The 25,621-nt window shown below is 41.1% G+C and carries 26 protein-coding genes and 1 tRNA gene; 17 read left to right on the forward strand and 10 right to left on the reverse strand.

What is annotated here, in order from left to right; genetic code table 25:
- Nucleotides 1-3: 3 nt before the first annotated feature.
- The 9 genes from WC753_03765 to WC753_03805 all read left to right on the forward strand — a co-directional run bounded on the left by WC753_03765 (nucleotide 4) and on the right by WC753_03805 (nucleotide 9,109).
- A complete protein-coding gene (locus tag WC753_03765) occupies nucleotides 4-2,292 on the forward strand; it encodes a hypothetical protein (protein MFA6080564.1) in 2,289 nt (762 codons plus the stop codon).
- A gap of 340 nt (nucleotides 2,293-2,632) precedes the next feature.
- Nucleotides 2,633-3,109, forward strand: a complete 477-nt coding sequence (locus WC753_03770; protein MFA6080565.1) for a hypothetical protein — start codon at nucleotides 2,633-2,635, stop codon at nucleotides 3,107-3,109.
- 9 nt (nucleotides 3,110-3,118) lie between these two features.
- The gene (locus WC753_03775) at nucleotides 3,119-3,652 is read left to right on the forward strand and encodes a hypothetical protein (protein ID MFA6080566.1); all 534 of its coding nucleotides are present in this window, start codon (nucleotides 3,119-3,121) and stop codon (nucleotides 3,650-3,652) included.
- Nucleotides 3,653-3,842: 190 nt separating this feature from the next.
- Nucleotides 3,843-4,232: a hypothetical protein gene (locus WC753_03780; protein MFA6080567.1), complete on the forward strand. Its 390-nt coding sequence runs from the start codon at nucleotides 3,843-3,845 to the stop codon at nucleotides 4,230-4,232.
- A gap of 64 nt (nucleotides 4,233-4,296) precedes the next feature.
- A tRNA-Leu gene (locus WC753_03785) sits at nucleotides 4,297-4,382 on the forward strand.
- 146 nt (nucleotides 4,383-4,528) lie between these two features.
- Nucleotides 4,529-5,644 (forward strand): DNA polymerase III subunit beta, encoded by a 1,116-nt coding sequence (dnaN, locus tag WC753_03790; GenBank protein ID MFA6080568.1) that lies wholly within the window; start codon nucleotides 4,529-4,531, stop codon nucleotides 5,642-5,644.
- Nucleotides 5,645-5,659: 15 nt separating this feature from the next.
- The gene (locus tag WC753_03795; GenBank protein ID MFA6080569.1) at nucleotides 5,660-6,712 is read left to right on the forward strand and encodes an AAA family ATPase; all 1,053 of its coding nucleotides are present in this window, start codon (nucleotides 5,660-5,662) and stop codon (nucleotides 6,710-6,712) included.
- 63 nt (nucleotides 6,713-6,775) lie between these two features.
- Nucleotides 6,776-8,089: an S-layer homology domain-containing protein gene (locus WC753_03800; protein ID MFA6080570.1), complete on the forward strand. Its 1,314-nt coding sequence runs from the start codon at nucleotides 6,776-6,778 to the stop codon at nucleotides 8,087-8,089.
- 315 nt (nucleotides 8,090-8,404) lie between these two features.
- A complete protein-coding gene (locus WC753_03805; GenBank protein ID MFA6080571.1) occupies nucleotides 8,405-9,109 on the forward strand; it encodes a hypothetical protein in 705 nt (234 codons plus the stop codon).
- Between the two features lie 115 nt (nucleotides 9,110-9,224).
- Here WC753_03805 and WC753_03810 read toward each other — a convergent pair whose 3' ends face one another.
- From WC753_03810 to WC753_03820, 3 genes are all read right to left on the reverse strand, one after another.
- The gene (locus WC753_03810; protein ID MFA6080572.1) at nucleotides 9,225-11,591 is read right to left on the reverse strand and encodes a penicillin-binding protein 2; all 2,367 of its coding nucleotides are present in this window, start codon (nucleotides 11,589-11,591) and stop codon (nucleotides 9,225-9,227) included.
- Nucleotides 11,592-11,789: 198 nt separating this feature from the next.
- On the reverse strand, nucleotides 11,790-12,665 hold the full coding sequence (locus WC753_03815) for a hypothetical protein (GenBank protein ID MFA6080573.1): 876 nt from the start codon (nucleotides 12,663-12,665) through the stop codon (nucleotides 11,790-11,792).
- Nucleotides 12,666-12,668: 3 nt separating this feature from the next.
- Nucleotides 12,669-13,121 (reverse strand): hypothetical protein, encoded by a 453-nt coding sequence (locus WC753_03820; GenBank protein ID MFA6080574.1) that lies wholly within the window; start codon nucleotides 13,119-13,121, stop codon nucleotides 12,669-12,671.
- Nucleotides 13,122-13,228: 107 nt separating this feature from the next.
- Between WC753_03820 and glyA the strand changes: the two genes are divergently transcribed.
- Together glyA and WC753_03830 are read left to right on the forward strand one after the other, a co-directional pair.
- Entirely contained in the window at nucleotides 13,229-14,530 is a 1,302-nt protein-coding gene (glyA, locus tag WC753_03825) for a serine hydroxymethyltransferase (protein MFA6080575.1), read from the forward strand.
- A gap of 119 nt (nucleotides 14,531-14,649) precedes the next feature.
- A complete protein-coding gene (locus tag WC753_03830; protein ID MFA6080576.1) occupies nucleotides 14,650-14,982 on the forward strand; it encodes a phage holin family protein in 333 nt (110 codons plus the stop codon).
- A gap of 56 nt (nucleotides 14,983-15,038) precedes the next feature.
- Here WC753_03830 and WC753_03835 read toward each other — a convergent pair whose 3' ends face one another.
- Complete coding sequence (locus tag WC753_03835; protein MFA6080577.1) at nucleotides 15,039-17,186, reverse strand: polyribonucleotide nucleotidyltransferase; 2,148 nt, start codon at nucleotides 17,184-17,186, stop codon at nucleotides 15,039-15,041.
- Nucleotides 17,187-17,379: 193 nt separating this feature from the next.
- Between WC753_03835 and WC753_03840 the strand changes: the two genes are divergently transcribed.
- Entirely contained in the window at nucleotides 17,380-18,297 is a 918-nt protein-coding gene (locus WC753_03840) for a L,D-transpeptidase (protein ID MFA6080578.1), read from the forward strand.
- Between the two features lie 98 nt (nucleotides 18,298-18,395).
- On the opposite strand, the gene pth is transcribed toward WC753_03840, so the two are convergent.
- The 4 genes from pth to rpsP are packed head-to-tail and all read right to left on the reverse strand — an operon-like array spanning nucleotide 18,396 to nucleotide 19,959.
- Complete coding sequence (gene pth / locus WC753_03845) at nucleotides 18,396-18,929, reverse strand: aminoacyl-tRNA hydrolase (protein MFA6080579.1); 534 nt, start codon at nucleotides 18,927-18,929, stop codon at nucleotides 18,396-18,398.
- An 11-nt stretch (nucleotides 18,930-18,940) separates the two neighbouring features.
- Nucleotides 18,941-19,441, reverse strand: coding sequence for a hypothetical protein (locus tag WC753_03850; GenBank protein MFA6080580.1), 501 nt, complete (start codon nucleotides 19,439-19,441; stop codon nucleotides 18,941-18,943).
- Complete coding sequence (locus WC753_03855) at nucleotides 19,426-19,674, reverse strand: KH domain-containing protein (protein ID MFA6080581.1); 249 nt, start codon at nucleotides 19,672-19,674, stop codon at nucleotides 19,426-19,428. Before WC753_03855 ends, WC753_03850 begins: the two co-directional genes overlap by 16 nt.
- A 48-nt stretch (nucleotides 19,675-19,722) precedes the next feature.
- A complete protein-coding gene (rpsP, locus tag WC753_03860; protein MFA6080582.1) occupies nucleotides 19,723-19,959 on the reverse strand; it encodes a 30S ribosomal protein S16 in 237 nt (78 codons plus the stop codon).
- 124 nt (nucleotides 19,960-20,083) lie between these two features.
- Here rpsP and WC753_03865 point away from each other — a divergent pair, with 124 nt between their 5' ends.
- Complete coding sequence (locus WC753_03865; protein MFA6080583.1) at nucleotides 20,084-20,647, forward strand: dCMP deaminase family protein; 564 nt, start codon at nucleotides 20,084-20,086, stop codon at nucleotides 20,645-20,647.
- Between the two features lie 149 nt (nucleotides 20,648-20,796).
- Here WC753_03865 and WC753_03870 read toward each other — a convergent pair whose 3' ends face one another.
- Nucleotides 20,797-21,081, reverse strand: a complete 285-nt coding sequence (locus WC753_03870) for a hypothetical protein (protein MFA6080584.1) — start codon at nucleotides 21,079-21,081, stop codon at nucleotides 20,797-20,799.
- A gap of 153 nt (nucleotides 21,082-21,234) precedes the next feature.
- On the opposite strand from WC753_03870, the gene WC753_03875 reads away from it, so the two are divergent.
- From WC753_03875 to WC753_03885, 3 genes are all read left to right on the forward strand, one after another.
- The gene (locus tag WC753_03875) at nucleotides 21,235-21,528 is read left to right on the forward strand and encodes a YerC/YecD family TrpR-related protein (GenBank protein ID MFA6080585.1); all 294 of its coding nucleotides are present in this window, start codon (nucleotides 21,235-21,237) and stop codon (nucleotides 21,526-21,528) included.
- Nucleotides 21,529-21,605: 77 nt separating this feature from the next.
- Nucleotides 21,606-22,511, forward strand: a complete 906-nt coding sequence (gene hisG, locus WC753_03880) for an ATP phosphoribosyltransferase (GenBank protein MFA6080586.1) — start codon at nucleotides 21,606-21,608, stop codon at nucleotides 22,509-22,511.
- Between the two features lie 9 nt (nucleotides 22,512-22,520).
- On the forward strand, nucleotides 22,521-23,294 hold the full coding sequence (locus tag WC753_03885) for a phosphoribosyl-AMP cyclohydrolase (GenBank protein MFA6080587.1): 774 nt from the start codon (nucleotides 22,521-22,523) through the stop codon (nucleotides 23,292-23,294).
- On the opposite strand, the gene WC753_03890 is transcribed toward WC753_03885, so the two are convergent.
- Nucleotides 23,272-25,188 (reverse strand): GTP-binding protein, encoded by a 1,917-nt coding sequence (locus WC753_03890; GenBank protein MFA6080588.1) that lies wholly within the window; start codon nucleotides 25,186-25,188, stop codon nucleotides 23,272-23,274. The genes WC753_03885 and WC753_03890 overlap by 23 nt on opposite strands.
- Nucleotides 25,189-25,239: 51 nt before the next feature.
- On the opposite strand from WC753_03890, the gene WC753_03895 reads away from it, so the two are divergent.
- Nucleotides 25,240-25,620: a hypothetical protein gene (locus WC753_03895; protein MFA6080589.1), complete on the forward strand. Its 381-nt coding sequence runs from the start codon at nucleotides 25,240-25,242 to the stop codon at nucleotides 25,618-25,620.
- Nucleotide 25,621 lies beyond the last annotated feature (1 nt).

Here is a 25,621-nt window from a genome sequence, read left to right on the forward strand (position 1 = left end):
GCTATGGCTACTACAGTAAATCTAGACAAAAAAAAGAATAACTGATTTGAATCAACGAATCAGATTCAATGACATGCCCCTGAAGAGTCGGAGGCAAGTAATCGTCTAGAAGAAGAAGGCCTCAGATGATCAGTCTCAAAAAAGCCAAAACCTAAGAAACTTCCTCGATTAACCGATGCAGAATTTAATCGTATAGTCCAATCAGACCCAAAACTTCGGAAAGCAATTGAAAAACGTGAAACAGCGATACGACTACAAGAAGCGGCCAATAAAAGAATAAAAAATACAGGGTATCTATGAACTCTCTGGTGAGGCATTACAGGGGATAGTGGTACCGAAGATATGCGCATTGCCAATGAAACCCGCAATGCTTCTATCCAGGATTTTTGAGATGCTCTGAACGCTAACACACAATTTTCTGATGATCTCAAAAAACAATTACGATACCATACTTCATGAGCTGAGAGGGGAGCAAATAGTGAGTCGAGCAAAGTCCTGAATGACCTCACTGATCGAACTGAAAATTATTATGCAGGAACAAAAGCGGTGAGAAATACTGCAATTGCTGCATGATTAGGCGTTTCTGCCGTGATGACTGGTGGTGCGACATTAGGTGCTGCAAGTACTATACTTGCCTGAGAAGGTTGATTGGCACTTGCCGCAGGTACTGTGGCTGGATGAGCTCTGACTGGAGAGCTTTGAGCGACAGCATATTCTATCTTACGAGATGAGGCAGGTGCCGTGGTAGAAGCATGACTAGATCCGACAAGAAGGTATGGAGAAGTGAGAAATGGAAAAGACGCCCAAATATTGGAAAATGCTACATGAGCGAGCAAAGATGGAATAAAATTCGGTGTAGCGCTCCCCCTGGCTGTGACGCCAGTTGGGCAGGTAGCCCTGGCTGGTATTGGTTCGTATGGATGAGCCAAAACTGTCCAAAATATGGGAGAAAATTTTTCACAAGCATCACAGATGTCAGAGCAAGAAAAGGCAGCACGAGCATCATGAGACACTGTACAAGCAGATTATCTCGCACAACAACGCGCTCATTATGCTACAGAGTGAGCGCTTGGCCTAGGAGACGCGGCGGCTATTTTATGAGTTGGTAGGGGTATTGCAAAAAAATCAGCATGATGAAGCAAGGTTACTCTAGAAACTCCATCATCAGCTCCATGAGACAGTGTTCGTAGAAATTCGAAACAACCAGTTGAGTGAGCGAATTTACCAGAATCATGAACAGGATTTAAAAGGGTAGAACCTATTCTCGGTAAAGATTGAATTCTATGAGGTACGCAAGGGGTTTGAGAAAATATTCGTAGAAATTCGAAACAACCAGTTGAGTGAGCGACTCTCCCAGAGGGAGGGCAGATGTTTAAAAGAGTTGCACCATCTGGTATGAGAGTAAAATATTCATCGAGAAATACTGGAATAACCGAGGACGCTTCTGGGAATGCTACAAAAATCACAAGACAATATCGTGCAGAATATGATAGAGGAAATGATAAAAATCTTGGCCACACGCAAATTGATTCAAGTGTTACTCGTGATGCACAAAAAAAATTGCTTCGACGAAGCGCGGTTACGTATTGACCGGGTGCTTATACCAATTCACCTACCCAAATAAGTCACGCCAGAAGAAAAGTCGATACTCATGGTAATGTTATTGAAGGTGTCAATCAAACTTATTTGTCTGATGGATCTAAAAGAATTATTAAGACGAATTCAGATGGAATTGAGGCGACTCGTATTTCTGCTAAATGACAGATAATAAAACAGAGACAATGGAATAAAAATTCACATCCAGCTCCTCTCGATGCTCCAGAAAGCACTCAATCATCTATACTATCTCAAAATCGACGTGTAACAGAGAGAGGTGTAGACCCAGCAGGTAATTTGGTAGGTCATAATACCACGTATTGACCAGATGGGCTTATGCGTCGTTCTGTGATGCAAGATGAAAAAGGGTTTCGAGGCGTACAGGTTTCCGCCGATGGGACTACGCTCAATCAGATAACACGTGACCCAGCATGACGCACCATTCAGCGTAAAAAATGGAATTTTTGACCAGACGGAGCGGCAACTATACATGCTCAATACCCACAGACTGGTAGAGAAACCGTCAGCAGAATCCCGTGAGGAGGTATGACTGATCTAAAATCCGAAAGACTGATCTATGATTCTGAGCATCGTAATACTAGAGAGCTTCCTACAAGAAGAATCCCAACAGATGAGGAAATCGGTAGCATCCACCCTCTACCTTCCAAAAAGAAAACATCTATTTCATCATTATAATATATGCAAGCAGAAGAAATATACGAATGATTATTACCTGATATTTTCCCTTATTTTCCAGGGGAAGCTATCAACATAGACCCAAAAAAGTCCGTCATTGCTCAACAAGGTAATAGACCGGTAGCTATTTTGTCTGTTACTCGATGAGTATCATGAAGAATATATGCCATCGCTCCATATACTGTTCTGGGTGGGGCTGTACAATGTCGAGACGTGAGCTTCCCTACGGAGGAACAAGTACGGCGCCTGAAAGAGAACAAAATATTGTCCTAGTAGAGTGTCGAGATTTACTTGCATTCCTCAGAGAAATAGAATATACTATATCTGTAATGATCTTCTTATGTCTAATGAACAACTCAAGGAAATCCAACTTGCGAAAAATGAACCCCCATTCTCGCGATCAGAGATAGTGTGAACCAATGATTCTGCAAGTGAACAGCTCAAACAGAATCTCGAGAAGTCTACAGTATCGAGGGATGCGACAAAAAAATCCCCATCCGATACTGCTTTATCGGGGGAAAAAGAAATTATTCTCCCCAAAGATACTCAATATACGACTTCTGGTGACTATAAAGTTCTCAAAGATAAGATATGAGGTATGAATGTCTCAATTACTGGAAATTCTATTCTTCTCTGAAACAAGATGACAGAAGGATCAGATAACTTTGACTATATTATCAATTTGGATAACGGAAGAATAAAAGAGGCCTACAATATGCAAGGTAATCGTGGACATATTGACGAAAACATATTAACAAAGATCGTGGAAGATTTGAAGAAACAAGGAATTGATATTGATACGGCACACAATAATTAATAGTATCTTATGGTAAAAAAATACACACCAGAAATCTATACGCCTTCAGACGTTACTGCATTTAAGCCAGTAGAGTCAGGTGATGTAGCAAAATCATTTGAAAAGTGAGCAAATAGTGCTTTCGAGGGTGACTTAGCTGCCGCTGTTATCGCAGCACAATGAGCAGCAAATCAAGCCAAAAATCATAAAAATGAAGCAGGAAAATATGCTAGCGCTGCAAAAAATTCTGAACGAATTTCATGAGTCAATAAAGATGAAACGAGTGTCCTAAAAGATACAACAGAAGTGGCCTCAAAAAACGTTAAAGAAGCAGAAAAGAAATCGAAAGAAATATTGAAAAAAAATACTCAAAAAGAAAAACAAGTTGCTGAAAATCTCGATGCCGTCTGAAATCTCGCAAAAGAAGTATTCTTGAAGGATAAAAAAACTTCCGATACCCTCAAATGAGCCGAGGAAGCAAAAGCCGCAGCTGAGAATGCTGCGAAGCAAGCAATTGCTGCCGCAAGGGCGATGGGGGAGCCACAACAAAAGCAAATGGTTTAACATTAAAGTGGTTTCGGTATTTTGTCATTCTCGTCCGCCGTGGGGCGGAGGAATATTTTTACACCATATTATACCTTTATGGATATCATAAATCGAAGTCAATATGTTCTCATAAGAGTGGCATTAAAAATAAATGTGAAATAGTTGATTTCTCAAAGAATAGTATAGGATAGAGCATATGTTTTCTCATATGAAAAAAATCTTTTTGATAGTGCCATTCCTCTTTCTCGTAGGATGTACGTGTACTATGCCGAGAACTCTTCGGATTCCTCAACCAGATTGCCAAAAAGGGCTTCCAATTTTCCAAAAGTATGTGGAAAAAAATCTTCTCAGCGCAAAGCAAAATGTATGGATAGTTGATTTGGATATGTTTTATAATGCAGAACTCCAGACCTGTATCGGAAAGTATTCTGCCTACAGAAAAGAAGGAGAAAAAGACGATATGGTACTTTTTTCGATCAGAAATATCAGAAAAAATGAAGATATTTTTTATGCAAAATATATCGGTGCGAACCTACGGGATGAACGCGAAGGACAAAAAAAATATCAAGAAATAGTACATGTATTAGGGGGGAGATAAAAAATGATATTTTCAGTTGCGAAATCAGAGATTTTGTATATCCTATGGACCGTAACAGAAATATGCCGCGATGGTGGAATGGTAGACACGCTGGACTCAAAATCCTGTGCCTTTGCGGGTGTGAGAGTTCGAGTCTCTCTCGCGGCACCAAAAAAGAAAAAATAGAGTTAGAGAAAGGAAGTATTAAGTATTAAGATGCAAGTATTAAGATGGAAGCAATAGATTCCAACTCGTCACTCTTTACTCATTATCCAACCAATTAAACGAATAAAACTCATTAAACCTTTCCCCCTTTTATGCACATAGAACTCCCTTCCGATAAGCTCTTTGAAGCCATCAAAACCGTCTCTCATGCTATCACAAATTCTCCGACGACACCTATCCTAGAAAATGTCCTTCTCAAGGTCACGAATGAGAAAATGGTCGTGGTCGCAAATAACCTCGAGATGGCTATCGAATACACTATTACAGATGATTTGAAAGTTGTCGAACCAGGGGATATCACGGTGTCTCATCGTTTTATCGCGTCCTACCTCAACTTGCTCGAACCAACACAACTCACCATCAAAACTGACACAGGAAATACGCTCCAGTTTATCGTACAAAAAAACAAAACACGCCACAAAGGACTCAGTGCAGAGGAGTTTCCGATGATACCGATGGTTCGACAAGATACTCATTGTACTCTCTCATCTGATATTCTCAAACGCGCTTTCAATAAGACTCTTTTTTCTTGTGCAAGTGGCAATATCCGTCCGACGCTTGCTGGGGTTTGTATCCAGGTCTATCCGACACATATTACATTTGCTTCAACTGATAGTTTCCGACTTTCAGAATATCGCTACACGACAGCGACATCTGTCGATAAAAAAATCTCAATCATTCTCCCGACACGAAGTGCTAATGAGATATCAAAGACTCTTCCTGATGATACCTCGGTAGAGATATTTTTTGCCGATAATCAGATACTCGTTGTCTATGACCATATCAAGATCTATTCTCGCCTGCTCAATGGTCACTTCCCAGACTATGCAAATTTCTTTCCAAAAAATACCAGCATCCATGCTCTTGTCGACCGAGAGAATCTCATCAGGTGACTCAGACAAGTGAGTCTGATTGCACGAGAAAATAATTTTAATGTCAAAATGTCTCTCGAAAAATCAGGAATAATACAACTCGAAAGTGGAGATACCGAAATCGGTAATAGCGAAATAGAAATCACTGCTGATGTCCAAGGTTCAGAACAGGTCGGACTCAATGCCACTTATTTTATCGAAGCGCTGCAGGTTATTCCGCAAGAAGAAGTTCGCATTTGATTTGAGACAAGCTTATCTCCTATCCTCTTGCATGGAGCCAATAGTGATACTCAGGAAGAAGAATTCCGACACATCATCATGCCACTCAAGATATAATACTGTTGTTTCGCGATGCAAATATCTCTCTATCATTTCAAAAATCATACAGAAAAGACTTTTACAGTATGAGACGGTATTCAGATGCTCGTCTGAGAAAACGGCGCAGGAAAATCAACCTTTTGCGAAGCTATGATGGTAGCACTCAATGCCGAAAATCCTCATCATACCAATTGGTCAGAAAAATCGAGCTTTGGGACAACTGACTGGTCGATCAGATTGCAAACTGATGAAGAATCTCATGCTGTCATCTATGATAGCACGACTAAAACGCCAAAATGGTATTATCGAGAAGCCAGTATCCCTCGCAAAAAATACAATGCTTCCCTTCCTTCTTGTGCGATATGGATACAAAGTGACCATCTCCGAGTTATTTCGTGAGAACCAGGCGAGAGAAGATGATTTCTCGACGATATGCTCTCGTCAGCTGATATGCATTATGCACATCTTCTGAAGAATTATCGAACGGCTATCTCTCAGAGAAATAAAGTGTTACAAAATATCCAAGAATGATTGATGCAAAAAAAAGATCTCGCATCCTGGAATACGCTTCTTGCCCAAAGTGCTGTACCATTGATTCTCCAAAGACGACAAATGTTTGACTGGATATCCCACCTCACGGATGAATCACTACATCTTCCTGGACCAACACGAGTAGTATTGATTGAGAGACATCCACTGCAAGAAGTCACTGTGGATAATTTTTTGAAATTGCTCAAAGAGTATGAAGATCGAGATTGTATCGTCGGGAAAACTACCGTCTGACCGCAACTCGATGATATCGAGTTTAGCGTCTCGATAGACCAAACCTGGAAACCAGCGAGATATACACTGTCCCGCGGAGAAAACAAGACCCTCCTTCTTTCCTTTATTAAAAAGATAGGAATGTATATCCAGCATCAGTCTGGAAAAGTACCCCTCTTTCTCCTCGATGATGTCCTCTCTGAGCTCGATGAAGTACATATTGGAACTCTCTTAAAACTCTTTGAAGGTACTACGACTATTATCACGACACAGCCAAATCATACGGGCACATCAACTGAATGACTGAGGAGGATTGAGTGGTAAACTCGTTTCCTTGACTTCTACTCCCCCCTTCTATACTGATATCACTTATTTCTTATTGCTCTTATGAAAAAATCGTTCCTCCTTTTTTCTCTCTTCTCTTTTATCTTTTCTCTATGAATAACCTTTGGTTATTCATCTGAAGACACTTCCAATGCAAATTATCTTGCAGATCAAGGCGTTATAACGCAACAAACCATTGCTTCCAAATATCGACTGGATGATAAGATACTGCGACAAGAGGTGATTGCAATGGCATTGAAAATAAAATGAATCGCTATACCAACGAACACTGCTTGCAAGAAATACTTCGCTGATGCAACAAAAAATGACTGGGTGTGTCGAGCAGTAGAGCTCGCTGCTGATAATGGAATTATTACGAGAAGTAATAGATATGCGAATCCAGGAAAATATGTAACACGAGCGGAGGCATTGGCGATGATGATGAAGGCGGGGGGAATGAATGGGAGTCTATCTGAAAGTGAAACATCTTCTTCGTACGATACTCCCTATATCTTCGATGATGCAAACGAGTGGCAATCAGATATCATCAAAAAATCACTCATTAGAAATATCATAGCACCTTATACTTACAATCAATCTGTCAAAGATCCTGGTATGTATGATTATATGGTCCATGTTGCTTTCTATCCTAATCGCCTCGCTACTCGTGCTGAGGTATTCGCGTTTGCGAAGAATATAATTGAGAATTCTTCAATTCAATCGTATGAAGGATTTACTGCTGATTTTTGAGGAGATGTGGATATATCAGAAGGATGGTACTGATTTGGAGATTTGGGGGATTTAGAAAATACTCCAGTACGAGACTACCATATTACTATCCAACCAAGAAAATCAGCTATCATATTTTGAGATCAATTAATGCTAGATGTATTAGGCAAAAAATATTGGAATTGAAATATATATTACACGACCATGCTATCTGGAATGTGTTATACAGGGAGACTTATTTTCTTAACAGATGAATATATTATTACTGCATCATGAGCTTGTAATCAAACAATTAAAGAAGTTGAAAGTGCACTACGTTCAGTTTCATTTGATCTCACAGCTCAGTCAAGAGCATTGCAAAATAAAGATGTATTAATGCAATATTATAAGATTTTATGAGGAGGTACTTTGCCTCAGGCCTACGAAATGCGCTCCCCATCTGGTGTCTCTCTTGAAACATTTACTTCTTGGTATAAAAATACAGAATCTGTCACTTTCCGTGAAGATACCCTGAAAGACCTCGGAAATAATACCTATGAATTCCTTGTGGACATAGCAGAAAGTGGGGTAAAATCAACCTATAAAGTAGAGAGCAAGGTGAATCTCGAGAAATTTACCATTGATAATATCTCATCAGTAAAGATTTAGTTGATTCTCACGTCAAAATCACTACAATTTCTCTGTCCTCCCCACTGGTGCATCTGACGGTTTTTTTTCCTTATAACTATTTTCTAATTGAGGAGCCGCTTGATTGCTTTACTGCGAGAGAGCACAGCACTTCGAGGATAGAGGGTATTCCCCTGTATTCATTTGATCTCATTGGAAAATTTCCGATCAAAACCTTGGGGAAGATTTACAAATAATACAGAGTACAAAATACAGAGTACAAAATAGCTGTATCCTTTCCATTTAAAAACCCTTCATTTTGTCTTTTGTATTATGTCTTTTGTATTTTAATTTATTATGTCCAGAAAGTCCTCCATCGATGCTCGTAAAATACAGATCCTCTGACTCATAGTCCGGGAGTATATTCGAAGCGGAGACTCAACAGGAAGCAAATCACTCGTTCGAGATGAACAGATGATGATCTCAGCGGCAACAGTACGAAATGATATGAAACAACTCGAAGAAATGGGGCTTATCTATCAACCATACAATTCTGCTGGACGACTCCCTACCACACGAGGCATCCGTATGTATGTCGATTATCTCATGGAAGTGACACCTCAAAAATATATCGCCCCTACTCTCGAAACGAAAAGCATTGTCTTTGAATTTCATGATGACCGTCTCTATGATATGATTTCTGATTTTTCTGATGCCACTGGAGATCTCGCTTTTATTAGTTCACCAGAAGCAGGTATTTATTGTATCTCAGGAATTTCTCATTTTCTCAAAAAACATAGTGAAGATCTGGGAGAACAAGTATTTTCCGTGCTGGACGTCGTAGAAAATCGTACACTCTTTTCTCGTACACTCGCCAATCTCACACAACCAAACCGTATCACTATCTGCATTGGTGAAGAAAATATTTTACCAGAATTAGAATTTTGTAGTCTGATGGTCGCTGACACGACTCTCGGATGACATCGGTGTCACCTTGGACTTCTCGGATCAAAGAGAACAGACTATGCCTTCAACCTCTCAGCACTCAGAGCGATCTATTAGCACCATCTTACGCTCGGATTCATACTAAAAATATTGCATTTTGAATATTGATACACTATAATCCGGGCAGTTTCTCCTCCCTCAACCAATCAAATATAAGAAACATAAGCATTTTTTATCGCTCAGGAGGAATTCAATAATACTCTAGAAGAAACGCCGAAATATCCTTAAATGCCTTAGCAGCAGAGAATTCAGCATATTGCGTACTTCGTGGACGATCAAATCGCACTATGATAACAAATTGTGGGTCTTTGGATGGTCAAAATCCTGCATAAGACGTATTGGTTCGTCCATTGGAACCTGCTTCAAATCATCATTTGCTACTCGCAATCTGTGACGTACCCGTTTTCCCAGCCAATGTATATCCTGGTACTCTTCCCGCTTTGGCAAGTCCTATTGTAGCCGATTCAGTCAACATCGCTGTTACCTTTTGCGCTGTCGTTTCACCGATAACACGCTTAATAGGTATCGGTTCAGTGACGACAGTGTCCCCATCAGGATATACTTTTTTCTGAACTGTATGTGGTTGCATCAAAATACCACCATTCGCAAAAGCAGAATATATGGATGCCATCTGTACCATATTGGCCTGGATACCTTGTCCAAATGACATCGTAAACAGTTTCGCTCGTGACCATTTTTCATAGGTATCAAGAGTTCCTATATTTTCTCCATCCAATGTAATACCAGTGATATCCAAAAATCAGAACCTTTTTAAATATTCGTAAAAAAGTGGCATTCCGATACGTTGAATGATGTTAATCATACCGACATTGCAACTATAATTAATAGCATTCCGGAAGTTATGCAGCCCCTGACAAGCACTTTTCAAAAGATCGTTGATTTCAAAATTATCAATTTTTACCGATCCTGCATCCTCATACATCGTATCGGGCTCTATCTCACCAGTATCGATACCTATCGCCACTGTTATGCCTTTAAAAATACTTCCTGGTTCGTAGGGTGATGTGACGGGGATATTTTGATGTGCTAAGAGCCCTACTTGATTTTCATAAATATAAAATACGCCGAGTGGATCCGCGAGGGCTATTTGCATCTCATCTTCTTTGGAAATTTCCTGAAGAGTAACATATTGATTTTGATAGATTTTTTTGACGTTTCAGGCAGGAGATTCCTTGAAAAGCACTTTCCCCAGAAGAGGAAATACAGGATCCGGATACTGAGTTGGGTCATAGAGCATAATAGTATCCGCATTTCCTGGTCTCTCTGGATCAAAGGAAGGATAGCTCCCTATAGCACGTATAGCTCCTGTTTTTGGATCCATCACGATGGCAGCGGCAGTATTTGCCCCCGTAGTACGTATGCCCTCTTTCAACACATCCATCATCGCATTTTGTATATTGGGATCGATAGTGAGATAGAGATCGACTCATTTTACCTCTTGTTCTTCTTTTTCATCAAAGATAGGACGTCCGAGACTATCCCTCCTTTCTTCTGCTTTTCCTGTTTTTCCTGCGAGAAGATCCTGAAAATATCCTTCAATTCCGAGCCGACCAATACCATCCCCATCGACAAACCCAGTTACTTGTGCAAGGGAAGTGCCTCCAGGATACTGTCGGACAGGATTATCAGTGAGCTTCAGACATTTATAGATAGTGTTTTCTGTGAGATATTTTTCTTGGTCCAGAAGTGTAGGAAGTGTCTGCTGTTTTATCATAGCTGCATCGGTTGAAATCCTCGCAGAAACCAGATAAGAAAGCTCTGGTTCCATTTTTTCGATAATATCAACATTGCGATTTTTACGGAGCTTGAGCGCATCATCGAGAGCCAGGGGATCGAGACGCAATATACTGAGGACTTCAGCGACACCACGAGAAGTATCAAATCGTGTCGGATCCACATACACACTATCTCCCACGATAAAAATCCCTGGATTTAAGAGAGCAGAGAGCTTATCCATATCTTGAGCAGAAACACCAGACGCAAGAGCAATTCGCGTTTTATGAAGTCTATGTGATTGCTCATGAACGGTTGGAGCGATAAATGCTAGAATCGATTCTTTTGAAAAAATAAAGTTCTCTGGCATCGTAAAAGTATTCGTATATTTCATGATATTATCGATACAGCTTACTTGTGATCGATTTTCACAGAGATGACGATAAGCAATATCCAGTAAAAATGCTTCGAGCATATCGAGATTACAGGGGCCTGATGGATCTATTTTGAGGTCCTTTGCTATCATAGTCGTTGCAATAATAGTATTCACCTCTTTCTCATACCCTGTTCGTCGGGGATCGAGTGAACCAAAAATAGTCCCCCGATTCACAGCAAGCTCTGTATTTCTGATTTGTTGCCTGTCAGCGAGTCACACATAAAATGTATGATCAACCAGCGTATATTTTCAGAGTGTCAGCACGATGCCAACACAAAAAACTCCCATTCCGCCCAGCACGAGGATCATACGTGCTACCGGAGAGAGATTATCGATAAAATTTGCGAAAGTGCGGAAACGGGGATGCATAAAAGGGGTGATAAGTTTACTAGGTTTACTAAGTTTCTTAGGTTTATTTGATTGAAAAATAGGTGCGTAAGTATGTAAGTGTTTGAGTGCTTAAGTTAATGGGTTTACAAAGTTAATGGGTTAATGGGTTGATAAGTTTATAGGTTTCCAAATCAATGATTCCTCTTTGTATTTTGCTCTTTGTACTTTGTATTCTCATTAAGTTCCTTTCTCTATCTTCTGCTCTATCTCTATCTTTTCTAGGTATTGTATTGATTTTTTCTCCTGAAGAAAGTGTGTGAGCGTACGAATGCTTGGAGTCGTCGTAATATAGTGAATAATATGTCCATGTTGTGCCAGATGTTGTGCCATAATCCAGAGAGGGATTTTCTTGAGTCAGAAGAGGATATTGTGAGAGAGATTTTCCTGCACGATGTAGATGCGTTGAAAATGTCCGAGACGCTTCAGGAGCGCTCGTCGTGTTCCAAATAAAATGTCGTGAGTACCCTGGAGTGTTTCGAGATAAATCTTCTTTTGGCGATGCACCGACTTTGGATGTGTATCGATGATAGCATCAAGTCCGCATTGCTCATACCACCATTGTGCAGAGATACCATCAGGGACAATCACAGCTCCGGGAAATTTTTGAAGTCTCTCTTTTAGATAGGTAATAATCGAGTCTGTATCTGGAGCAACGATATAGTCAGCTATACTCCCTTTTCATTTCAGACCTTTTGGTGGGGTCAGCTCGAGAAAATTCTTTTCTTCGAAAAAATCAAAAATACTCACGGGGAGAAAAAGTTGCGCAATGATATGAATACGGACAAATAAGTAGCGCGCCAGTTGTACTATCATGGCAATCTCATTGGCTGAGAGAAGGGGCATCGCCGATTGAGGTGCTTCGATAGATTTCAAAATGCCTTCATGAGGAATCTCCGCAGCAATATTCGCCACTATTCCGATGATGGTATCTTTCCCCCATGGAATCTTGACACTACTTCCTATTGCAATAAAAGGACTAAATTCTTCTGGAATATGATAGGTAACCAGACGATCATCGATGGAGCGAGAATATGGTATAACAGAGCAAAGCATGTTTTAGATGATTTCAGTATGAGGACTTTCTTCTTTGAGATAGGCAAAAGTCTTTTGGATTTCTTTTCGAGGAGAGAGTGCAAATTTTCCTGTATCAAATACAATACGACCTATCGCTTGAAAAGGAGCAAGTACAGAAGTGAGAATACCTGAAGTTGCCGTTTTATCTCTGTCCTCTGGAGAACGAGTCTCGATAGATGCCAATGATCCATATCTCCCTCTATAATTATGATCAGTTGGACCAAAGATCCTTTTAGGATATTTCAAAAGTGCTTCACGTGGATTTCCGGCTCGTAATTGTTCTTTGATATCATCCTTGAGGCCTGCGAGTTGTGATTGTGTTTCGGCAATTTTTCGTTGTGCATCGAGCTTGAGCCACTTATCAAAATCCTCTGAGAGATTGGTTTTTTTTTCAGGTATGTTTTCGGGTTGGGATATTTTTTCTTTTTCTGTCATACTCTCTATTGTATCCAAAACCATATAAAATCAACCACCAAAAAAATATCGCATTTTAGAAAAATTGCATACAATTCTTCCATATTTTACTTCATAATCCCTTCTTTATGTTCTCCAATCTCCCGCTCAATATCACCGACCCTGCTATTTTTGCAACGATAGAAGGCGAATTCCTCCGTGAAAATGAAGGAATGGAACTCATCGCATCAGAAAATTATACTTCTCCTGCTGTCCAGGAGGCACTTGGCAGCGTCTTTGTCAACAAATATGCTGAAGGATTTCCAGGTAAACGCTATTATGGTGGGCAGGAATTTACTGACGAGATGGAAACGATGACAATAGAGCGAGCAAAGAAACTCTTTCATGCTGATCATGCCAATGTTCAGGCCCTCTCTGGGGCAGCAGCGAATGTTTGCATCTATAATGCTGTTCTCGAACCAGGTGACACTATTCTCGGGATGGATCTCTCTCACGGCGGACATCTGACCCACGGAAGCCCCGTGACACTGATGAGCAAAGTGTATAATTTTGTCCGATATAAAACCAATGCTGCCAATAATCATTTTATGGATTATGATAATCTCCGAGAGATGGCACTCACACATAAACCAAAACTGATTATCGCTGGCTACTCAGCTCATCCTCGAGAACTTGATTATGAGAAATTTGTCGCTATTGGAAAAGAAGTCGGAGCCATTATGATGGCGGATGTATCTCACTTTGGAGGACTGATCGCAGCTGGTGTGATGAAAAATCCTCTTGATTATGGTTTTCACATTATGATGACCACGACTCACAAGACACTTCGTGGACCTCGTGGTGCGCTTATCCTCAGTAAAGGAATTGTGAGTAACCCTCTCAAAGCACCAGAACCAACGATGGAAAATATCCCAACTCGTATCGATCGTTCTGTCTTCCCCGGTGTGCAATGATGACCACATATGAACCAAGTTGCCGCTATCGCGGTAGCTCTTCATGAAGCCGATACAGATGAATTCCGAGAATATGGTGCACGAGTCCTCCGAAATAATCACGTTCTTGCTGAAACACTTGTTTCTCGTGGCTACAAGCTCGTGACTGGCGGCACAGATAATAATATTATTGTGATAGATTTTTCTGGTACAGATATGGATGGAAAAAAATCCGAACTTACTCTCGATGCTATCGGGATTTCGACTTCGAAATCGACGATTCCCGATGATCCAAATCCACCGTTCCGACCATCAGGACTCCGTCTCGGTCTCCCTGCTATGACAACTCGTGGTATCCGTGAAGCAGATGCAGAACAAATCGGAGACTTCATCGACCGAGCACTCAAAAATGCTGATAATGAAGAAGTGTTGAGGGCGCTTCGCGAGGAAGTGAGAACATTTTGTAGGAGGTTCCCGGTAGTGAGAGCTAGAAATTAGTATACAAGACAGAATACAGCGTGGTGGGATTATAAAATACGGAAGGGGGAGATTTTCTTCTTGTGAAACAGTAGAATGTGCTATACTCTTTTGTTCTCTTTATTTTTTCACCCATTTTTATGCGTTTTATTCTTTCTCTTCTCCTCTCTGCTTTTGCAGTTTTTGTAACGGCATATCTTGTGCCAGGAGTCTACGTCGATGGACTTATGACAGCACTTATCGTCGCAGTTGTTTTAGCCGTGCTCAATGCGACATTGGGGCTATTTCTCAAATTTATCATGGCACCACTCAACTGGCTCACACTCGGACTCGTCTCTCTAGTTATTAATATCTTTATGGTTCGCGTGACGGATAGTTTTATGTTCGGTTTTGCAACCAATGGATTCTGGGCTGCAGCAGTTTTCGCTCTGGTTCTCGCTATTATTCAATCATTTATTGGAATTAAGAAGTAAAATTTAAGTTCCCCAAAAAAACCTCCCAAATTTGGGAGGTTTTTTGAACTGAGAATTTAGATTTTCTGCAACCCAATCCTTCCTTTGTCATTATCGACTTGGTACACGCGGACTTTGACGACATCTCCTACGCGGACGACATCCTCCACGCGTTCTACACGTTTATCAGAGAGTTTGCTGATATGGATCATACCAGATTTTCCTCCACCGATATTGACGATAGCTCCCACACCTTCGAGGATTTTCACGACATCACCTTCGAATTCTTGACCGACCTCGATTTCGCGGACGATATTTTCAATCGCTCGTTTCGCACCTTCACCACCTTCTTTACTGAGTCCAGTGATGACGACCATTCCATCATCTGCGATAGAGATCTCTACACCGAAATCTTTTTGCATGGCTTGGATAGTTTCACCACCTTTACCGATGACCATACCGATCTTCTCTGGATCTATCTTCATAGAGATAAGTGCTGGAGCGAGAGGAGAGACTTCTGGGCGAGGTGTCTCGATAGACTTGAGCATTCCTTGCATGATGACTTCACGGCTACTTTTTGCTTGTGTAAAAATCTCTTTGACAATAGCGAGTGTGAGACCAGCAATCTTTGTATCCATTTGTAGAGCAGTGATACCTGCACGAGTTCCTGCGACCTTGAAATCGAGGTCTCCGAGGAAATCTTCTTGTGCCTGGATATCTGAGAGAATCACATATTTACCGGTTGTATCATCAAATATCATACCCATTGCGATACCAGCGACAGGGGCTGAGATAGGGACACCAGCATCCATAAGGGCGAGTGTCGATCCGCAGATAGAACCCATTGAGCTACTTCCATTACACGTATGAACTTCTGAGACGACACGGACGGTATACCCAAATTGTTCTTGAGATGGGAGGACAGGTGTCAGTGCTTTTTCAGCGAGATTTCCATGACCGACTTCACGACGACCTACGCCTCGCATCATACGGACTTCTCCGACTGAGTATGGAGGGAAATTATAATGATGCATATAGCGACGCTCGTATTCTGGATACATACCTTCGACGAGCTCATTATCGAGTGGTCCACCGAGAGTAGCGATAGAGAGGACAGAGGTGACACCACGTCGGAAATGACCAGAACCATGTGTTCGAGGAAGAATCCCGACTTCACAATTGATAGGACGTACTTCGTCGGCCTTTCGACCATCGAGACGACGACCTGATTCGATGACATTTTTTCGCATAATCTTTTTCACATACTTGTAGATCAGTTCTTCGATTTCCTTTCCATTAAGTTCTTCAGTATCTTCTGTATAGCCGAGAGCCGTTTTGACTTCTGCATCGAGTTCTTCGAGTTTATGATGAAAGTCGATTTTACCGATGTCATAGAGAGCTTCGATTTTTTCTGGCGAGAGTTGGGCAAAGACTTTTTCTTCGAGACCAGCGATACCGGTTTTGACTTCAAGATCGATTTTTGTAATAGGATATTTTGCATTGACGAGAGCGACGAAATCTTTTTGAGCAGCTGCGAGTTCAGCGAGTACTTTTTGAGCGTATTCAAATCATTTCACCACCATATCTTCACTGGCTTCTTTCCCGCCCATTTCTACCATCGTGATCATACCTTCTGTACCAGCCACGACGAGCTCATAGAGAGCGCTATTTACTTCTTCAAAAGTCGGATCAAAGATGATTCCACCATCAGCCATCACAGCAATTCGAACTCCAGAAACTGGCCCTTCAAACTGATGAACACCCGCGAGCTGGAGAGCAATACTGGCTCCGAGAACGCCCCAGATACCAAAGTCTTGTTTCCCAGTCGCAGAATAAATCGTTGGAATGATCTGGACTTCATTCGTCGTTCCTTTTGGAAACATCGGACGAATTGGTCGATCAATCAGTCGAGAAGTGAGAATGGCGGTCGTACTTGGTCGTGATTCACGCTTATTAAAACGTCCACCACCGATATGACCGGTAGAATAGTAACGCTCTTGGTAATCGACAGAAAGAGGGAACCAGTCAGCACCTGGTTTTCCGGTTCTGGTGACACCAGCGGTGACGAGGAGGAGATGACCCGCTTCATCAGCGATAGTGACGGCACCATCAGTGAGGAGGGCAAATTTCCCAGTTTCAAACGTATAGGTCTTACCAGCAATAGTGTAAGATTTGGTCACAGGAGTGACACTCGCGATATCGCGATCACGGAGGCCTGAAATCATAAAAAAATGATAAAAAATAAACGCTTCAGAGGAAGAGTCTAGACTTATCCCATAACTCTCTTTCAAAAGTTATCAGACAAATCCAGAGATACTTCTCTCAAAAACGGGGGAATTATATGAATTTTTCTAGAAAAAGCGAAAAAATAAACTTTTCATATTTGACATACTATAAAATATAGTGCATAATAGTGTTATGCGAAGATATTTTTATTCTTGAATTCTTGTTGTTTTGAGCATTGTATCTATCAGTGTGTATGCTGATGAATGGCTCGATCTGGCTGATGATCTCCAGCAACATATTTGAGCGGATATTATCACACCAGAGATACAGCTTCAGATGGATAAAAAGCTTGCAGAAGCGTATGCCTGTATTGATGCAAAAGGAGTTTGTTTGGCGCAGGATGAAAAGGCGTCGATTCGGGAAACGCTCACGCAACTCGAGGATATCTCTGAATATTATGCCCTGAAGGACTATCATACTTCTATTCTATGATATGTCGTTGGGAAAGCAGACCTTTTACGTGCTATGTCGCAGGAAGACGTACCACCGATGGGTCCTGTCGTGACTGATATCATCTTATCGACCTATTATCAGCATGTTTATAAGACCTATCAGAGAATATTGGGGCGTGAACAGGAGAAACAACGAAAAAAAGAAGAAGGAGCTCTGAAATATGTCCCAGAAGGTATCGTTGTCCCCAAAGCACCAGAATCAGACACGAATCAGGCCATAGTGATAGATTTGAGCGATCAGCGTCTCTATGCTTATGAGGGAGGGGAATTGATCTATACGACGCCTATCACATCAGGTATGCGATGATATAGTACCGTTCAGGGGGATTTTTCTGTAACGCATAAGCAAAAAAATAGAGTCCTCAATTCTCCATTTAAAGGTGTGAAATACAGACTTCATGTTGATTATTGGATAGAATTTTATCCAAAATATGGCATTCACGATGCCTGTAATTCTAAGAGTTGCTGGAGAAAAGAATTTGGTGGACCTGACTATGTCACCAGGGGAAGTCATGGATGCGTAAATACTCCCTATGATGCTGTGAAATGGTTGTATGAATGGAGTCTTGAAGGTACAGCTGTACGGGTTCAAAAATAATACAGTTTGCTAAGTTTCTTAGGTTTCTTAAGTTGCATAAGTTGTTCCTGGACCAATTATTCCTTCCTATCCTCCTAGGCGAATGACTGTTGCTATGACTACTCGGGTGATGATATTACATCACCAAGCTTCTCAAGAGCATTATTAAAAACTTCTCAGAGCTTCTCTTTTTCATCTTTTGTAAATTTTGAAAGTACCCAATCTGTTGGGTCCATCTTTGGATGGCGATCAATGCCGATCTTGATTCTCTGAATATCTTTGGTTCACAATGATTCAATTAAAGAGGCAATACCATTATGCCCTCATGCATTTCCGGTTGCTCGATAACGGATTTTACCAAAGGCCATATCGATATCATCGGAGATAATGATGATATTTTTTAGAGGTATTTTATAAAATTGAGCACACGCAAGAACGCTTTGACCTGAGAGATTCATATAGGTGAGTGGCTTCAAGAGGATGACTTTTTGTCATTCCAAAACGCCAGTGGCATAGACTCATTTGTAGCCAGATTGCCAATCATTTTTGATTCAGAGAGCATCTTTGAGGGCATCCAAAAAAAGAAACCCGATATTATGACGAGTTTCTCTATATGTATAACCAGGATTTCAGAGTCAGACGATAAGATGCATGACGAAAAAATTTATAGATTTTCTGTCCACGTCCCGACACCATTTGGGCTATTTCCTGTTGGAGTCGTGCTACTACCAAAATTGAGGGAACTTCCAGAGCTGGTACTACTTCCTTCAGCAGCAACAGTAAAACATGATTCGTCTGTTTTACCAAAGACACGATCTGCGACGCAACGCATCGTCTGAAAAATAGTTCCTGGTTTAAATTTTTGTCCCACGGCTTCAAAGCCAACCGCAGAGGAAAGGGCAGGGATAACGAGAATAATCACAAACATCAAAAGCAATCCAATGGCTGAGTACCGTATCATATTGATAGCGGGGCTGACTTTGTGTTCGTCGCCACCTGATATTACGAGTAAAAATCCTCCCCAGAGTACGAAGACGACAGTCAGGATAATAGCGATGAGGAGCAGGATAGCGATGCCGACGGTCATGAGTTGTTCCAGACTATAAATCTGTTGTGCAGAATCAGTAAATCACGCTGTTTGAGCGTAAACTATTGAGGTGAACATGGTTCGACAAGGTTTAGAAATAATTTCTTACTTTGTTTGATTCATATAACGCGGACGAGTGATTGCAGAGCCCGAATTGTTTTTCAGCTACGACCTATCACACGCTTCATATCGTCCGTGTGTACGGTGAGCTGATAGCGTGTAGCATCTTCGTCTTCTCGGACTTCGAGAGAGACGGCTTCGGGTTGAGAGACAATATGAGAGATACAAAAACGTATAAAATTTTCTGCCATAAAAATGGTGTTATTCTGCCCTATACCTATAATCTCTAATCAAAATGATTATACTGAGAGAGAATTTTTCTTTAATAGTCGTGCAAAAGATTCTGACATTTGAGCTCCAAGAGACACCCTCTTTCGGACACTTTCCATATCAAGCTCGTACTTTTTAGAACGAGGATCGTACCAACCGATTACCTCGATTTCGCCGCATTTAGCTGGCTTTGTGTGTTCTGTGACGACGATGCGGTAGTGAGGTGCTCTCTTTCGACCTGCTCGTGAAAAACGAATCATTAACATAAGGAATAATAGAAAAATACCCAAGTATTGTATATATTTTCAGGCGATTGCAAGTTTTTTATTGATTTTTCTTCACAAATTACACATTTTTATTATCATATGGAACATATCTCTAATATTTCTTATGTCCACCGAAAAAAGTCGTATATCTTGGGACCAGTATTTTATGGGTCTTGCCCTCCTCTCTGCGCAGAGGAGTAAAGACGCACGTACCAAGATAGGTGCTTGTGTTGTCGATGCGCATAATCGTATCATTGGTATCGGATACAACGGTTTTCCTCGCGGGTGTCCAGATGATGAATTTCCAAATGCTGGACGATTTGATGAAGGAGGAAATCCTCTTCCCCTTCAAGATACCAAGCTGGCGTATGTCGTCCATGCGGAAGCCAATGCTATTCTCAATTCTATGGGACGAGATATGCAGTGAGCGACGCTCTACTGTGCGATGCCACCCTGTAATGAATGTGCGAAACTGATTATTCAGGTTGGTATCAAACGTGTCGTCTATCTTCCAAGTCCGACCTATGAAAATGACGAGAAGTTCCTCATATCAAAAAAAATGTTTCATGTCGCCGGTGTTATATGTGAAGCATATAGTGGGTCAACGGAAACACTTCATCTCACATTCGATGATCAAAATGATGCGTATGTAAATCGGGGACAGTGTGGTTGCGGATGTGGAGATTAGATAGAATCATTATGGGGGCGGCATCTATCGATATCAATAGCATGTACCGGCACCAATGAAATACTTGTTTGTAATTTTGAGAATGCACAACAAGCACTGGCTCCGAAAATGAGTAAAATCCAGAAGAAAAAAGTTCAAAGAAAAAAGTCCTAACCAGCACTTATGACTTCTTCCCAAGTCCTGCTCCTTCTTTTTTTCCTAGGAAGACGTATTGTTAAGCGTGATAATAAATCATCTCATGCTGGGCATTCACGAATAAGTCATTCTACCTTTTCTCGTACTTCATCACTCTTTATGATAATGAGCGAATTAGAAAGCCATGTGACTTCTGGAATTTTCTCCTTATCTCGAGTAAGAACCCTATTCAGCGCTTTTTCTCGTTGTTCTGGATCGTTGTAATCTGGAACTTTTTTTAATGTAGACTGTTTTGACATAGTACATATTATATATGATATAATATCATTGTCAACTACTTCTTCAAAATATCAATAAAGATCACATAGAGAGCAAAAAACATTTTTCCTTCAAAAAAGATTTGACAAAGTTCTTTCATTAAATAAACTGTTTTAAAACATTAACACAAAAATATGAAAATTGTGAAGAAAAAAACATCTGAATTTAAAAAACTTTCTCGAGCTTTTATAGGGCTCAAAAATGAGGAAGAAGTCTTTGCGCTCTTGCGGGATATCTGTACTCTCAGTGAAATGTCGGCAATGGCTGAACGCCTTGATGTCGCTGAACAAGTAGAGAAATGAGTTACGTATAGGATGATTGCAAAAAATACCGGTGCCAGTACTGCTACCATCACTCGTGTTGCCCATTGGCTTCATCACGGAATGGGTGGTTATCATAGCGTCCTCGCACGCACAAAAACTTGATAAACTTGAGAAAGATTCACTTTCTCTTCTTCACCCATCCGCCACGGCCGATGGGATTTTTTATTTATAATTTTATTTTTATGAAATCAACTATTTTTGGAGTTCCCTCAGGGAGTCTCCAAACAAAAACAATCGCATTACTCGCAAAATCTGGGATTATCCAGACGACAGAGCTGTGACGAACATACGAAATTCAGACAGAGTATGATAATCTCATTATCCGTATACTGGATCGTCGTGATATGCCGAGAGATATTACTGATGGAATTGCTGATTTTGGTATTACTGGTTCTGATTATTATGAGGAATCCGGGTATAATACTCTTAAAAATCTTTGAGCTATCGTATATTCTCGTGCGAGTAATGCCCCCACCAGATTAGTTCTTGCTGGCCCTGATGGTAGATTTTCCTCACGAGAAGATGTAAAATGAACACCGATTTATACAGAACTCCCAAATCTCACACGAAAACAACTCACGAGTGAGTGTGGTTTTCTTGACTCTGATATCTTGATTCGTCCTTCGAATGGTAAGACTGAGACTGCTGGTGCGTTCCGGTGAGCGGCATTTACTGATATCACGGAAACTGGTAACACACTTCGTGCCAATGGGATGAAAATATTGGCAACGATTTTTGTATCTTCGCCAACTATTTATGCCCGTCCAGAGAGCTGGAAAAATCCAGACTCTCGTCGCATTATAGAGGATGTTTCTTGTCTTCTCTGGGATACCTTGAAGCAAGAAAATGCACCACAGGTGATGGTTGAGATGAATGTGCCCCGTGCACAACTCGAAGAAGTCTGTCGGATTATTCCTTCTGATGTATCACCGACAATACTTCCAGAACAAAACCCAGTATGGGTCGTGGTAAAGACTCTGATGAGCAGGAGGAAATTCATCAATATCGTTGGTAACTTAACACGTCTCGGAGTTCGTGGAATCGTATCTTCGGAATTACAATCGGTAGTTACTACTTCTAACACCTAACATTCTTTTATGATATCAAATAAACAAGACCTTTTTGTAGAGACGCAAGAACAAGGAATTCTTCGAATGTCCTCTACTGGCGATGACGGTATGTATGATACTTCTCTGGAGTCAGCACTGAAAATACTTCAAACTCAAAAAGAGAGACTTCGAGCAGCGGATTTTCCTGATGACCAAATGTGGAGAATGCTTCTTGAGAAGCCATCATACCTTTGTCTCTTTGTGGATGAAACCAGTAAAGTGTCCAAATGTATCGATGCTATTGTTCGTCAAAAAATTGACACAATATTTACTGATTCACAAACCAGCAAAATTCTCCTTAATTGTAATCAGGATGTACTTCTGATACTGCAGACATCGTCGCAAGGTGTTTCATACTCCTGGCAGATATTTTCTCAGGAAGATTTGTCCGAATTACAACCACAGAAGATGTACCCTGTAGCTATCAATAATAGTCTCACAAACGCACCATTATTTCTCGCTTCAGTCACGGATGATACTCTTCGTATGAGCATGGAGACAGGAAATCTCATTCTCTGGAGTAAGTCGAGAAACAAGCTCTGGATAAAGTGAGATACGAGTGGTGATTATCTCCGTCTTCGTGAACTTATGTGGGATCCTGAGAAAAAGGTATTTTTTGCTAAAGTATTTCCTGAAACATGATGAGTGTGCCACGAAAAAGTCGATGCGGAAGGAAATCTCGATACAAATGGTACTGCGGCGAGCACCTGTTTTCGAAGGGTGCTTTTTGAGAGGGAAACTACTTCTTCAAAATATCAATAAAGGTTGCACTGGGGATAGAGACTTTTCCGAATTCTTTCATTTTTTTCTTCCCTTTCTTTTGTTTATCGAGGAGTTTATTTTTTCGTGTGACATCACCACCATAGAGATATCCTGTCACATCTTTTCGATACGCATTGATAGTTTCTCGAGCGATAACTTTTGCTCCAATAGCGGCTTGGATAGGGATAGAGAAGAGCTGTTTTGGAATCGCTTTTTTGAGTTTTTCGCAGAGTTCTTGTCCGACATAAAATGCTTTACTTCGATGAACAATCGTAGAAAACGCAGAGATTCTCTCACTATTGACGAGGATATCGAGCTTGATGAGATCATCTCGCTTGTAATGGATGGGCTCGTAGCTCATACTCGCATAGCCAGAAGAGCGAGATTTGAGATCGTCATAGAAATCGGTGATTATTTCTGCCATCGGTATCTCGTAGGTCAGTATAGAACGAGTCTCATCGATATAGGTCTGATTTTTGTAGATACCACGATGTTCTTGTGCGAGCTTCATCATCTCTCCGACCATATCACTTCGAGCAATAATCTCGAGTTTTACAATCGGTTCTTCTATCCACTCATATGTCCCTGGCTCTGGGAGATTTTCTGGATTTTTTATCCAGAGACGAGTGTAGGTTCTTTCACCAATTTGCTCTAATTGCAGGGGGGTATTTTTGAAGTCATGGCTATGGTCACCAGGCATCATCACTTGATAGGTCACTTGTGGGGAGGTGAGGATGACATCGAGATTAAATTCTCGGTCGAGTCGTTCCTTGACTATCTCCATATGAAGCAGTCCGAGAAATCCACAACGGAAACCGTGTCAGAGGGCAGGGGAAGCTTCATTTTCATTGGTCAAGCTACTATCACTCATCTTGAGTTTCTCGATGTCGGTCTTGAGTTGATGATAGTCTTCTGTGTCTACTGGATACACTCCTGCGAAGACATAGGGTGTTACTTTTTGAAATCCTGGAATGGGGTGCTTATATTCCTCTGCCCCAGCAAATATCGTGTCTCCCACTCGTGCTTCCTGAAGCGTCTTAATACCTGTGACGATATAGCCGATTTCTCCTGATTTGAGCGAAGGGAGAGGGGAGTATTCTGGTTTAAAACATCCGACTTCGAGGATATCCACGACTGTGTCGGTGCTCATCAGTGTGATGCGATCGCCACGTTTGATTTCACCAGAGAAGAGCTTGATATAGATGACGACACCTCGATAAGAGTCATATTGAGAATCAAAGATAAGTCCGAGCTTTACGGAATCGGGAACTAAGTCTAACCCCCCGCCTTCGGCACCCCCCTTGACAGGGGGGCAAGATACAATCTCAGCGTTTCTATTGATTTTTCGTGGCTCGGGGATTCTCTCTATGACGGCATCCAGGACTTGGTCGACATTGGTTCCTACTTTTGCTGAGACGCAGATAATATCCGCTTCTTTGCAACCAATAAGAGAGATGATTTCACGAGTCACACGAGGGATATCCGCACTTGGGAGGTCGATTTTATTGAGTACTGGAATGATCACGAGATTATGCTCGATAGCCATGTAGAGATTTGACAATGTCTGTGCTTCGATTCACTGTGTGGCATCGACGACCAGCACCACTCATTCTACCGAAGCAAGACTTCGAGAGACCTCATACTGGAAATCCACGTGTCATGGCGTATCGATGAGGTTGAGTTCATATCCTTTCCATGCCATCCTGACGGGAGTGAGTTTGATTGTAATTCATCGCTCTTGCTCTATATCCATCGTATCCAGCATTTGTGCATTTTTCATCTCTCGTTTTTCTTTTGTCCCCGTGAGTTCGAGCATCCTATCAGCCAAGGTGGATTTACCATGGTCGATATGAGCGATGATGCCGAAGTTACGTATTTGCATGCGGTGTATCATAGGGAAAAGAGAAAATTTGCAAGAGAGGGGAGAGTGTGATATAATGAGGATATGCCAAGACGAAACGAAACACAAGACATCAATGACCCAGGAGAAACTCGTCGTATACTGAAACATCTGAGAAAAGATCCGCAGATTTTTTTTTCATTTCCTCCTCGATGGCAAGATTGGATTATGGCACATTATGAGATGGTCGTTTCACAGAGACCCATAGTATCACTTGAAAATATGCGAGATCTCATCTATGAAAAAATTTTAGAACTTTTCAAACCAGAAAATTCTGATAGAAAAGAGGAGGTGGCTCTCATGATCTTGTTATTAGTGAGATCTGGTTTAGATTATTTGGGAGTTTGTGCACATATAACAGATTTGATGCACCAAAAATCACCAAAAAAAATCAAAATACAACACTTGCGTTCAAAGGAAAAATAAG

Source organism: Candidatus Gracilibacteria bacterium (genome assembly GCA_041660965.1).
GTDB lineage: Bacteria > Patescibacteriota > Gracilibacteria > BD1-5 > JAGOOR01 > JAGOOR01.